The 11,753-nt window shown below is 65.6% G+C and carries 10 protein-coding genes; 3 read left to right on the top strand and 7 right to left on the bottom strand.

From position 1 onward, the window contains the following. Nucleotides 1-90: 90 nt before the first annotated feature. The 6 genes from JFY56_RS17715 to gcl form a co-directional block, all read right to left on the bottom strand. Complete coding sequence (locus JFY56_RS17715) at nucleotides 91-960, bottom strand: urea transporter (RefSeq protein WP_208315255.1); 870 nt, start codon at nucleotides 958-960, stop codon at nucleotides 91-93. Between the two features lie 343 nt (nucleotides 961-1,303). Further along, nucleotides 1,304-2,734, bottom strand: coding sequence for a pyruvate kinase (gene pyk / locus JFY56_RS17710; RefSeq protein WP_208315254.1), 1,431 nt, complete (start codon nucleotides 2,732-2,734; stop codon nucleotides 1,304-1,306). Beyond that, the gene (locus tag JFY56_RS17705) at nucleotides 2,731-4,005 is read right to left on the bottom strand and encodes a glycerate kinase type-2 family protein (protein WP_208315253.1); all 1,275 of its coding nucleotides are present in this window, start codon (nucleotides 4,003-4,005) and stop codon (nucleotides 2,731-2,733) included. The genes pyk and JFY56_RS17705 overlap by 4 nt, the downstream gene beginning before the upstream one ends. A gap of 222 nt (nucleotides 4,006-4,227) precedes the next feature. Continuing rightward, entirely contained in the window at nucleotides 4,228-5,118 is an 891-nt protein-coding gene (locus JFY56_RS17700) for a 2-hydroxy-3-oxopropionate reductase (RefSeq protein WP_208315252.1), read from the bottom strand. 152 nt (nucleotides 5,119-5,270) lie between these two features. Continuing rightward, a complete protein-coding gene (gene hyi, locus JFY56_RS17695; protein WP_208315251.1) occupies nucleotides 5,271-6,053 on the bottom strand; it encodes a hydroxypyruvate isomerase in 783 nt (260 codons plus the stop codon). A 144-nt stretch (nucleotides 6,054-6,197) separates the two neighbouring features. After that, nucleotides 6,198-7,973, bottom strand: a complete 1,776-nt coding sequence (gcl, locus tag JFY56_RS17690; RefSeq protein ID WP_208315250.1) for a glyoxylate carboligase — start codon at nucleotides 7,971-7,973, stop codon at nucleotides 6,198-6,200. A gap of 330 nt (nucleotides 7,974-8,303) precedes the next feature. On the opposite strand from gcl, the gene JFY56_RS17685 reads away from it, so the two are divergent. Further along, nucleotides 8,304-8,735 carry a GlcG/HbpS family heme-binding protein gene (locus JFY56_RS17685; RefSeq protein ID WP_208315249.1) on the top strand — a complete coding sequence of 144 codons (432 nt, stop codon included), beginning with the start codon at nucleotides 8,304-8,306 and terminating at the stop codon, nucleotides 8,733-8,735. A 303-nt stretch (nucleotides 8,736-9,038) separates the two neighbouring features. Here JFY56_RS17685 and JFY56_RS17680 read toward each other — a convergent pair whose 3' ends face one another. After that, the gene (locus tag JFY56_RS17680) at nucleotides 9,039-9,692 is read right to left on the bottom strand and encodes a TetR/AcrR family transcriptional regulator (protein WP_208315248.1); all 654 of its coding nucleotides are present in this window, start codon (nucleotides 9,690-9,692) and stop codon (nucleotides 9,039-9,041) included. Nucleotides 9,693-9,874: 182 nt separating this feature from the next. Here JFY56_RS17680 and moaA point away from each other — a divergent pair, with 182 nt between their 5' ends. Next, nucleotides 9,875-10,870: a GTP 3',8-cyclase MoaA gene (gene moaA, locus JFY56_RS17675; RefSeq protein ID WP_208315247.1), complete on the top strand. Its 996-nt coding sequence runs from the start codon at nucleotides 9,875-9,877 to the stop codon at nucleotides 10,868-10,870. Nucleotides 10,871-10,909: 39 nt separating this feature from the next. Continuing rightward, the gene (locus JFY56_RS17670; RefSeq protein WP_208315246.1) at nucleotides 10,910-11,737 is read left to right on the top strand and encodes a substrate-binding periplasmic protein; all 828 of its coding nucleotides are present in this window, start codon (nucleotides 10,910-10,912) and stop codon (nucleotides 11,735-11,737) included. Nucleotides 11,738-11,753: the final 16 nt, after the last annotated feature.

The raw sequence follows: 11,753 nt of genomic DNA, 5'->3' as shown, positions 1-11,753 counted from the left end.
CCGGCAGCGAAGGGATTTGTGCGGTCGCTCGTCGCCACGCCGACAGGCCCGCGCAGTATGTGCGGGCCGGTTCGGCGCGACCTTGATCCATTACGGCAAAACGCTGGATGAGCGGTTGCGCTGATCGATGCGCAGCAGCAGACGCTGGCCGGCTATGGCGATCCAGCAGGCGAGGACGAACGGAGCGGTGAGTGGCGCCACGCCGAGACCGGCGATGGCGGGCTGCAGCAGAACCGCCAGCAGCACGGCGCCGATGCCGATCCACGGGCGCGCCGGGCTGCGACCGAGGGCGATGCCGGCCAGCGCGCCATTCAAGCCGAGCAGCCCGGCCTGTGCCGATGCCGGCGGCAATCCGGCGAAATGGGCGATCAACAGGGCGCCCGCCGACCCCGCCAGCGCCCAGGCGGCGCAGCGCCGGTTGGTCAGCAGCAGGCCGCCCCAGAGCAGGATGCCGGCCAGCGGCTCGCCGAGAAAGATCACTTCGCTGACGCCCAGCGCCACGGCGTCCAGTTGCGCGACCAGGCAACTCCAGCAGGTGGCAGCCGGGGCTTTCGGCAGATACAGCGCATCGCCCAGCGCCAGCGACAGCCAGCCAAGTCCTACGAAGGCGGTGGTATAGGCAGGCAGGATGGACTGGCGCAGCAGCAGGCTTTGCACCATCACGCTGGCTGTGCTGGCGGCGAGGATCAGCAGCGCCAGCCCGGTCGACCATTGGAATTGGAAGGGCAGCAGAAGACCGAGCAGGATGGCGTTGTAGCCATACAGGCCCGTGTCGATTTCCTCACGGGAGCGCATGAGCAGCCGCGCGGCGAGCGGGCCAGCGGTGGCGCCGAGCAGGGCGCCGGGTAGCAGGCGCGGTGAGGCGAAGGCGATGCTGGCGAGAATGATCAGGCCGAAGCGGAGATCGTTCTGCAGGAAGATCTGGCTGAAGCCGAGCAGGTATTTGCGTAGAGGATGCATGAGGATCGTGGGTTGGACTGGGCGTAGCGAAGCCCGGCAGCGGAGTGGCAATGTTGGGCTTCGCAGGCTCAGCGCCAACCTACAGTGGCGGAGGCCATTCAAGGCCAATCCCGGACGGACGGGGTCGCGGCCCCGTTTTCCCGGCCCCGTCCGTCCGGGAGTGACTCGGTTGCAGCTTCCGCCTGAGCGGAAGCTGGTGTTCGTTTGCCTTCGTAGGATGGGTTGAGCCTGCGATACCCATCAAAGCGTGTAGGGTGGATCACGCTTCATCGATCCACCATTCCCGGGTATCCGGCCCCGCCATGGTGGATGGAAAAGCGCCATCCACCCTACGTTTGCCGATCTACTTCTCGAATGCTGGCGCCACCGTCTCGATCCGCAGCATGTTGGTGCTGCCCGGCGTACCGAACGGCACGCCGGCGGTGATCACCACCGTATCGCCGCGCCGTGCCATGCGCTGGCCGAGGGCGATGTCCAGGGCGGTGGAGCAGATCTCGTCGACATGGGCGAGCTGGGCGTTGACCACCGAATGCACGCCCCAGGCCACGGTCAGGCGGCGGGCCGCGCGCAGGTTCGGCGTCAGGCTGAGGATCGGCGCGGTCGGCCGCTCGCGGGAAGCGCGCAGGGTCGAGCTGCCCGATTCGGTGTAGTTGACCAGCACCGCCACCGGCAGGATGCGGCTGATCCGGCGGATTGCGCAGCTGATGGCGTCGGACACCGTGGATTCCGGCTCCGGACGATTCAGTTCGAGCTGGGCCTGGTGGTCCGGCTCGCCTTCGACCTGGCGGATGATCTTCGCCATCATCTCCACCGCCTCGCGCGGGTACTGGCCGGACGCGGTCTCGGCGCTGAGCATCACGCAGTCGGCGCCTTCGCTCACCGCGGTGGCGACGTCGGTCACTTCGGCGCGGGTCGGCGCGGGGGAGAAGCGCATCGATTCGAGCATCTGCGTCGCCACCACCACCGGCCGGCCGAGCTGGCGGCAGACCTGGATGATGCGCTTCTGCAGGCCCGGCACGTTCTGCGCCGGCACTTCCACGCCGAGGTCACCGCGCGCGACCATGATCGCATCGGCCAGTCGGGCGATCTCTTCGATGGACTGCACCGCCGAAGGCTTCTCGATCTTCGCCATGATGAAGGCCTTGTCGCCGATCAGCGCGCGGGCTTCCTCTATATCTTCCGGGCGCTGCACGAACGACAGCGCCACCCAGTCCACACCCAGCTCCAGGCCGAAATCCAGGTCGCGGCGGTCCTTGGCGGTCAGCGGGCTGAGCTTGAGCACCGCTTCGGGAACGTTGACGCCCTTGCGGTCGGACAGCTCGCCGCTGTTCATCACGCGGGTCTCGATGGCGTCGCTGCGGGCTTCCAGCACCTGCAGGCGGATCTTGCCGTCGTCCAGCAGCAGGCTCATGCCCGGCTGCAGCGCGGCGATGATTTCCGGATGCGGCAGGTTGACCCGCTGGTCGTCGCCCGGCACGTCGCTCAGGTCGAGGGTGAAGGTCTGGCCCTGCTGCAGTTGCACCGCGCCGTTGGCGAAGCGGCCGACGCGCAGTTTCGGTCCCTGCAGGTCCATGAGGATGCCGATCGGGTAGTTCAGCTCGGCCTCGACCTCGCGCACCCACTGGTAGCGCTGGGCGTGGTCGGCGTATTCGCCGTGGCTGAAGTTCAAGCGGAACAGGTTGGCGCCGGCTTCCACCAGGGAGCGGATGTCCTCGCGGCTTTTGATCGCCGGGCCGAGGGTGGCGAGGATCTTCACTTTTTTATCTGGAGTCATTTGTCGCTGGCCTCGAGGATCAGGATTGCGCGGAAATCGTTGACGTTGGTGCGGGTCGGGCCGGTGGTGACCAGGTCGCCCAGTTCGGCGAAGAAGCCGTAGCCGTTGTTGTTGTCCAGCTCACGCAGCGGGTTCAGGCCGGCTGCGGCGGCGCGGCTGTAGCTGCACGGGCTCATCAGGGCGCCGGCGTTGCTTTCCATGCCGTCGATGCCGTCGGTGTCGCCGGCCAGCGCCCAGATACCCGGCTCGCCCTTGAGGTCGGCGGTGAGGCTGAGGAGAAACTCGGCATTGCGGCCGCCACGGCCGGTGCCGCGCACGGTCACGGTGGTCTCGCCGCCGGAGAGGATCAGGCAGGGCGCGGCCAGCGGCTGGCCGTGCTTGCGTACCTGGCGGGCGATGCCGGCGTGGACCTTGGCCACTTCCCGCGATTCGCCTTCCAGGTCGCCGAGGATCAGCGTCTGCAGGCCGGCGGCACGGGCCTTCTCGGCCGCGGCATCGAGGGCGCGCTGCGGGGTGGCGATCATGGTGAAGTAGCTGCGCGACAGGCGCTCGTCGCCCGGCTTGACCGTTTCCGAACGCGGGTCTTCCAGCCAGGCGCGCACATGCGCCGGCACGTCGATGGCGTAGCGCTTGAGGATTTCCAGGGCGTCGGCCGATGTGGTGGGGTCGCCGACGGTGGGGCCGGAGGCGATCACCGTGGCCTCGTCGCCGGGCACGTCGGAGATCGCGTAGGTGTAGACGCTGGCCGGCCAGCAGGCGCGGGCCAGGCGGCCGCCCTTGATCGCCGAGAGGTGCTTGCGCACGCAGTTCATCTCGCCGATGGCGGCGCCGGACTTGAGCAGCGCCTTGTTCAGTGCGCGCTTGTCATCGAGGCTGATGCCTTCGGCGGGCAGGGCGAGCAGGGCGGAACCGCCACCGGAGAGCAGGAAGATCACCCGGTCGTCCTCGGTCAGGCCGCTGACCAGTTCCAGCACGCGGCGGGCGACGCGCTCGCCGGCATCGTCCGGCACCGGATGCGCGGCTTCCACCACTTCGATGCGCTTGCAGTTGGCGCCGTAGCCGTAGGGCGCGACGACCAGGCCCTCCACCTCGCCGTTCCAGTGCTGCTCGGCCACTTCGGCCATGGCCCCGGCGGCCTTGCCGGCGCCGATCACGATGGTGCGCCCGCCGTGCACGCGCGGCAGATGGCGGGCCAGTACCTGGGCCGGGTGGGCGGCGGCGATGGCGGTGTCGAACAGGTCGCGGAGGAAGACGCGCGGATCGAGGTTCATGTCGGGGCTCCGGTGATTCTTGTTGTGCTTTCCCATTGCAGAAGGGCCTGTCTGCAAGCCCCTCTGCGATGACTTCGAACGCCCCGGCCGGCGAGGCCGTGAATCCCTCCGACCGGGTGTTCGAAAACGCTTTCGTAGGTTGGTGCTGAGCAACGCGAAGCCCAACATTTGTCTGAAGCGACGTTGGGCTTCGCTGCGCTCAGCGCCAACCTACGGTCAACCTCACTCCTTGCGGATCGAGAAGTTGGCCATGTGCTCCAGGCCCTTGATCAGGCCGGAGTGGTCCCAATTGCTGCCGCCGATGGCCGCGCAGGTGCTGAACACCTGCTGGGCGTTGGCTGTGTTCGGCAGGTTCAGGCCCAGTTCGCGGGCGCCGGACAGGGCCAGGTTGAGGTCCTTCTGGTGCAGGCTGATGCGGAAGCCCGGATCGAAGGTGCCCTTGATCATGCGCTCGCCGTGCACTTCGAGAATCTTCGAGCCGGCGAAGCCGCCCATCAGCGCCTCACGCACCTTGGCCGGGTCGGCGCCGTTCCGGGCGGCGAACAGCAGGGCTTCGGCGACCGCCTGGATGTTCAGCGCGACGATGATCTGGTTGGCCACCTTGGCGGTCTGGCCGTCGCCGTTGGCGCCGACGCGGGTGATGTTCTTGCCCATCGCCTGGAACAGCGGCAGGGCGCGTTCGAAGGCATTCGGGCAGCCGCCGACCATGATGCTCAGGGTCGCCGCCTTGGCGCCGACTTCACCGCCGGAAACCGGGGCGTCGAGGTACTGCGCGCCGGTGGCCTTGATCTTCTCGGCGAAGGTCTTGGTGGCGGTGGGGGAGATCGAGCTCATGTCGATCACGATCTTGTTCGGGCCGACGCCCTCGGCGACACCGTCCTTGCGGAACAGCACATCTTCGACGTGCGGGGTATCCGGCACCATGACGATGATGAACTCGGCTTCCTGGGCGACTTCCTTCGGATTGGCCAGGGAAATGGCGCCGGCTTCCGCCAGTGCGGCCGGGGCCTTGTCGTGGTGGGTGGAAACGAACAACTGGTGGCCGGCTTTCTGCAGGTTCTGCGCCATGGGCAGGCCCATGATACCGGTGCCGATGAATCCGATCTTGGCCATGAGAGTGTCTCCTGGTTTCGTGAGGTTCTGTGTAGTGCCGGCGTGGACCGTAGGATGGGTTGAGCCTGCGATACCCATCATTGGGGTTCGGGTCTGGCTCGATGGGTATCGCTTCGCTCAACCCATCCTACGGGGACTTAGCCGTCGAAAATTCAGATGGCGTTATGCGCCTTCAGCCAGCCCAGCCCTTCGGCCGTGGTGGTGGCGGGCTTGTATTCGCAGCCGATCCAGCCCTGGTAACCGATGCGGTCGAGGTGCTGGAACAGGAAGCGGTAGTTGATCTCCCCGGTGCCTGGCTCGTGGCGGCCCGGGTTGTCGGCCAGCTGGATGTGGTTGATCGCAGCCAGGTTGCCTTCCATGGTGCGGGCGAGGTCACCCTCCATGATCTGCATGTGGTAGATGTCGTACTGCAGGAACAGGTTGGCGCTGCCGACCTTCTCGCGGATATCCAGCGCCTGCCTGGTGTTGTTCAGGTAGAAGCCGGGGATGTCGAGGGTGTTGATCATCTCCATGACCAGCTTGATGCCCGCCGCTTCCAGCTTGTCGGCGGCGTACTCCAGGTTGTTCAGGAAGGTGTTCTCGACGGTTGCGCAGTCGTAACCCTGCGGGCGGATGCCGGCCAGGCAGTTGACCTGCTTGTTGCCCAGCACCTTGGTGTAGGCGATGGCCTTGTCCACGCCGGCGCGGAATTCCTCGACGCGATCCGGATGGCAGGCAATGCCGCGCTCGCCCTTGGCCCAGTCGCCGGCAGGCAGGTTGAACAGCACCTGTTCGAGGCGATTGGCTTCCAGTTGCGCCTTGATCTCCTCGGCCGGGAAATCATAGGGGAACAGGTATTCGACACCGCTGAAACCGGCTGCAGCAGCGGCTTCGAAGCGGTCGAGGAAGTCCACCTCGGTGAACAGCATGGACAGGTTGGCGCAGAAACGGGGCATGTCTTGCTCCTATCTAACAGGTGTGCACGTTTTGCCCCCTCTCCCTCTGGGAGAGGGTAGGGGTGAGGGCGCTCTCAGCTCGGGCAACCCTCACCCCCAACCCCTCTCCCTCTGGGAGAGGGGAGCTATCAATCCAGCAGCGGCTTAATCCAAGAGAGAGATTGCGGTCGGGGCGTCGGCGCCGGTCTGGGCCAGGTCCTCGAACTCGTTGATCGCATTGATCTCGGTGCCCATGGAGATATTGGTAACGCGCTCCAGGATGACCTCGACGACCACCGGCACCCGATGCTGCTGCATCAGCTCGCGGGCCTTGGTGAAGGCGGCACCGATCTCGTTCGGGTTGAACACGCGGATCGCCTTGCAGCCCAGGCCCTCGACCACCGCGACGTGGTCCACGCCGTAGCCTTCCAGTTCCGGGGCGTTGATGTTGTCGAAGGCCAGCTGCACGCAGTAGTCCATGTCGAAACCGCGCTGCGCCTGGCGGATCAGCCCCAGGTAGGAGTTGTTCACCAGCACATGGATGTAGGGCAGCTTGAACTGCGCGCCGACCGCCAGCTCCTCGATCATGAACTGGAAGTCATAGTCGCCAGACAGCGCCACCACCTGGCGGCTCGGATCGGCCTTGACCACGCCGAGGGCTGCCGGGATGGTCCAGCCCAGCGGGCCGGCCTGGCCGCAGTTGATCCAGTGGCGCGGCTTGTAGACGTGCAGGAACTGCGCCCCGGCGATCTGCGACAGGCCGATGGTGCTGACGTAGCAGGTGTCCTTGCCGAAGAACTCGTTCATCTCTTCGTACACGCGCTGCGGCTTGACCGGCACGTTGTCGAAGTGGGTCTTGCGCTGCAGGGTGCGCTTGCGCTGCTGGCAGGATTCCAGCCAGGCGGCGCGGCACTTCAGCTTGCCGGCGGCTTTCCACTCGCGGGCCACTTCGAGGAAGGTATCGAGGGCCTCGCCGGCGTCGGAAACGATGCCCAGGTCAGGCATGAACACACGGCCGATCTGGGTCGGTTCGATATCGACGTGGATGAACTTGCGGCCCTCGGTGTAGACCTCGACGGTGCCGGTGTGGCGGTTCGCCCAGCGGTTGCCGATGCCGAACACCAGGTCGGATTCCAGCAGGGTGGCGTTGCCGTAGCGGTGCGAGGTCTGCAGGCCGACCATGCCGGCCATCTGCGGGTGATCGTCCGGGATCACGCCCCAGCCCATCAGGGTCGGGATCACCGGAACGCCGGTCAGCTCGGCGAACTCCTGGAACTTGTCGGCTGCGTTGGCATTGAAGATACCGCCACCAGCGACCAGCAGCGGGCGCTCGGCGTCGTTCAGCATGGCCAGGGCCTTTTCGGCCTGCACGCGGGTGGCCTTCGGCTTGCTAACGGGCAGCGGTTCGTAGGCGTCGATGTCGAACTCGATCTCGGCCATCTGCACGTCGAACGGCAGGTCGATCAGCACCGGCCCCGGGCGGTCGCTGCGCATCAGCTGGAAGGCCTTCTGGAATACATAAGGCACCTGGGCCGGTTCCAGCACGGTGGTGGCCCACTTGGCGACCGGCGCGGCGATCTTGGAGATATCGACGGCCTGGAAGTCTTCCTTGTGCAGGCGGGCACGCGGCGCCTGGCCGGTGATGCAGAGGATCGGGATGGAGTCGGCGGAGGCGGAGTAGAGGCCGGTGATCATGTCGGTGCCGGCCGGGCCGGAGGTGCCGATGCACACGCCGATGTTGCCGGCCTTGGTGCGGGTGTAACCCTCGGCCATGTGCGACGCGCCTTCGACGTGACGGGCCAGGACATGGTCGATGCCGCCGACTTTCTTCAGCGCAGCGTACATGGGGTTGATGGCGGCGCCGGGCACGCCGAAGGCGGTATCGACGCCTTCGCGGCGCATTACCAGCACGGCAGCCTCGATTGCTCTCATTCTGGCCATATCTTGTTCCTCGGTTCTTATACTGATTGTGTACAAAAGTGAGGCGATAATAGTCATGGCTTTTGCCGAGGGTCAAGAGAGACTGTATACGCTTGGAAAAGCCGTATTTTTCTATAAATTCCTTATAAATCAGATATTTGATTTGTACGTTAGCTGGCTTATAAAACTGCCGTTTGAAAAAATGTATACAAAACTAATGTGAAATTGTCGTTTTTCGTTGCTTCGGCGTAGTCGATGGGCTACTAGATTGTGGCCACTTTCGGACTCCACCCGCGCTGCCGGCGTGAGGTGGGCGACTCGACTTCTTTCTTCATTCAAGAGGCTACGACAATGAACAAGATCAACCTCGAAACCGCCATCGACATCACCCGCAGCGCATTTGCCACGGGGCGCGAGCTATCCGCCGCGCCGCTGACCGTGGCCGTGCTGGACGCCGGCGGCCATCTGGTCGCCCTGCAGCGCGAGGACGGCGCGAGCATGCTGCGGCCGCAGGTCGCCATCGGCAAAGCCTGGGGTGCGGTGGCTCTCGGCAAGCCGTCTCGGGTACTGGCGGCGGACGCCCAGCAGCGGCCGTCATTCATCTCGGCGGTGAATACCCTGGCGCAGGGCAACCTGATCCCGGTACCGGGCGGCGTGCTGATCCGCAACCAGGCCAACGAAGTGATCGGCGCCATCGGCATCAGCGGCGACACCTCGGACATCGACGAGCAGTGCGCGGTGCGCGGGGTGCAGTCGGTGGGGCTGGTGGCGGATATCGGCTGATCGCTCCGCAACGCAATAGCTCGTGCAGAACGTAGGGTGGAAAACGGCGAAGCGGATGGCCGCCCCGCCTTTCCACCATTAAGCGCGGTGCGACGCGCCGAACCTGTAGGAGCCAGCTTGCTGGCGATCACGGGATGTAGGATGGGTTGAGCGAAGCGATACCCATGCTGGCCCGGAGGCCCGGATGATGGGTATCGCAAGCTCAACCCATCCTACGTTGTCCACCGTAGGCGGGCCATGCCGTTGCGTAGGGCGGGTGCAACCCGCCATGGCGTGTTTGGCAAACGGCGGGTTGCACTCGCCCTACAGCGGCAACGGCCGCAACCGCCCTTCGCCCTTGCGCTCACCCGGTTCGTCCGGGGCGGTGCCGCGCAGCACCAGGCGGGTGATGGTCTCGGTGGCGGCTTCGAAGTCGGCGTCGGTCAGGCTGTCCTTGCCGGTGACCATGGAAATCTGCCAGTCGAAATCGGCATAGGTCTGGGTCGCCGCCCAGATGGTGAACAGCAGGTGATGCGGATCGACAGGCGCCAGCAGGCCGCGGTCGATCCAGCTCTGCAGGCAGGCGATGTTGCGCTGGGCCTGGGCGTTCAGCTCGTCCAGGTACTCCTTCGGCAGGTGTGGCGCGCCGTGCATCAGTTCGCTGGCGAATACCTTGGAGGCGTGCGGCAGTTCCTGGGAAATGCGTATCTTGGAGCGGATATAGGACTTCAGCGCCTCGCTCGGCTCGTCGTCCTCGCGGAACGGCGCGGAGGCCTGCAGCAGCGGCTCGACCACGCTTTCCAGAACGCTCAGGTAGAGGTTTTCCTTGGTCTGGAAGTAGTAGTAGACGTTGGGCTTGGGCAGCCCGGCGCGGGCGGCGATGTCGCTGGTCTTGGTCGCGGCGAAGCCCTTCTCGGCGAACTCTTCGCTGGCGGCGCGGAGGATGAGGCGTCGATTGCGCTCGCGAATGCTGGTCATGATTACGGGGCTTCCAGTGTTGCGGGTTGTCGCTGAGCAGGGCGGGGCATGGTAGCACCGCGTCTTCCGGGGCCTCAAGAAAATGCCCTGGGCGGATTTTTTGTATACATTTTTTCGGGCCTGGTGTATTCGTAGGCAACCTTGCCAATCCTGTTCCGGCCCAGAACAACAAGATCATCGCCATGACAGATTCCCAATTGATCGATCCCTTCGGCCGGCGCATCACCTACCTGCGCCTGTCGGTCACCGATCGTTGCGATTTCCGCTGCACCTATTGCATGAGCGAGGACATGCAGTTCCTCCCGCGCGACCAGGTTCTCAGCCTGGAAGAGCTCTACGCGGTGGCGGACGCGTTCATCGGCCTGGGTGTAAAGCGCATCCGCATCACCGGCGGCGAGCCGCTGGTGCGCAAGGGCGTGACCTCGCTGCTGGCGCGGCTGGGCGCGCGCAGCGAGCTGGAGGACCTGGCGATCACCACCAACGGCTCGCAACTGGTCGAGCGCGCCGCCGAACTCAAGGCCGCCGGCGTCCGCCGCCTGAATATCAGTCTCGACTCCCTGCGCCGCGAGCGCTTCGCCGCATTCACCCGCAGCGACCGTCTTGAACAGGTGCTGGACGGCATCGACGCGGTGCGCGCGGCCGGCTTCCAGCGGATCAAGCTGAACTGCGTGGTGCAGAAGGAGCGCAACGACGACGAGGTTTGCGATCTGGTGGAGTTCGCCCTGGCGCGCGGGCTGGATATCAGCTTCATCGAGGAAATGCCGCTGGGCAGCATCAGCAGCCACAGCCGTGCACAGACCCTGTGCACCAGCGACGACGTGCGTCGGCAGCTCGCCGAACGCTGGACGCTGACGCCCAGCGTCGAACGCAGCGGCGGGCCGTCGCGCTATTACCGCATCGACGGCCACGCCAGCCGGATCGGCTTCATATCCCCGCACAGCCACAACTTCTGCGGCGACTGCAATCGCGTGCGGGTCACCGCCGAGGGCAAACTGGTGCTCTGCCTCGGCCACGAAGGCGCGCTCGACCTGCGTGCCCTGCTGCGGGCCCATCCGGGCGATGGTGCGCGCCTGCGTGCGGCGCTGGTGGAGGCGCTGCAGCTCAAGCCGGAGCGCCATCACTTCGACGCGGCCGAGCAGGTCCAGGTGATCCGCTTCATGAGCATGACCGGCGGCTGACTGCTCGCCACACATCGATCAAGGGATATAGGAGATATCGTGAGGCTCAAGGCTTTCTGCTGGGCGTGTGTTGCTGCGCTTTCCACCCAGGCATCGGCGCAGACCTATGTGGTCGGCGTCGAGAAGCTGGAATTCTCGCCGCACTACAGCATCGACTCTCAGGGGCAGTACCGTGGCTTCGCCCGCGAGCTGTTCGACCTGTTCGCCGCCAGTAGTGGCGTGCAGCTGGAATACCGCGTGCTGCCGGTGGATGCGCTGTTGCCGGCGCTGCTTTCCGGTAGTGTCGATTTCAAATACCCGGACAATCCCAACTGGGCGAAGAAGCGCAAGGCCGGCCATGAGCTGCGCTACAGCCAGCCGGTGGTGGAGTACGTGGATGGCGTGCTGGTCGCTCCCGAGCGGGTCGGCAAGGGTATCGACAACCTGAAGCGCCTGGCGGTGGTGGACGGCTGGACGCCGCGCGGCTACGAGTCGCGCATCGCCGATGGGCAGATCTGGCGTGTGCCCAGCGAGGAGCTGCCGCGCATGATTCGCCAGACGCTGAAGAACGAGGCCGACGGCGGCTATTTCAACGTGGTGGTCGCCACCTACTATCTGGACAACATCCGCGCCCGCCCCGGCGCGCTGGTGTTCGATCCCTCGCTGCCGTACACGCGGGGCGACTTCCAGTTGTCCAGCGTGAAGCGGCCGGAGCTGCTCGACCGCTTCGACCACTTCCTCGTCGAGCACGCGGCGGAAGTGGCGGCGCTGAAGGCACGGCACGGTGTGGAGACCCGCCTCGACTCGCGCTACATGGGCGTCGAGCAGTGGAAGGTGGAATATCTCCAACGACAGGAAAAACGCCACGCGGCCAGCGCCGCGCCTTGAATCCTGCCGGCGCCAT

This window comes from Pseudomonas schmalbachii (assembly GCF_017589465.1).
GTDB classification, from domain to species: Bacteria; Pseudomonadota; Gammaproteobacteria; order Pseudomonadales; family Pseudomonadaceae; genus Pseudomonas; species Pseudomonas schmalbachii.
The sequence above is the reverse complement of the archived record's forward strand: the minus strand, read 5'-3'. Positions and strand labels throughout refer to the sequence as shown.

Bases quoted from the DNA above. Each gene is read 5' to 3' on its own strand.
- JFY56_RS17715 (WP_208315255.1), bottom strand. From the start codon at position 960: ATGCATCCTCTACGCAAATACCTGCTCGGCTTCAGCCAGATCTTCCTG.
- pyk (WP_208315254.1), bottom strand. From the start codon at position 2,734: ATGACTCCAGATAAAAAAGTGAAGATCCTCGCCACCCTCGGCCCGGCG.
- JFY56_RS17705 (WP_208315253.1), bottom strand. From the start codon at position 4,005: ATGAACCTCGATCCGCGCGTCTTCCTCCGCGACCTGTTCGACACCGCC.
- JFY56_RS17700 (WP_208315252.1), bottom strand. From the start codon at position 5,118: ATGGCCAAGATCGGATTCATCGGCACCGGTATCATGGGCCTGCCCATG.
- hyi (WP_208315251.1), bottom strand. From the start codon at position 6,053: ATGCCCCGTTTCTGCGCCAACCTGTCCATGCTGTTCACCGAGGTGGAC.
- gcl (WP_208315250.1), bottom strand. From the start codon at position 7,973: ATGGCCAGAATGAGAGCAATCGAGGCTGCCGTGCTGGTAATGCGCCGC.
- JFY56_RS17685 (WP_208315249.1), top strand. From the start codon at position 8,304: ATGAACAAGATCAACCTCGAAACCGCCATCGACATCACCCGCAGCGCA.
- JFY56_RS17680 (WP_208315248.1), bottom strand. From the start codon at position 9,692: ATGACCAGCATTCGCGAGCGCAATCGACGCCTCATCCTCCGCGCCGCC.
- moaA (WP_208315247.1), top strand. From the start codon at position 9,875: ATGACAGATTCCCAATTGATCGATCCCTTCGGCCGGCGCATCACCTAC.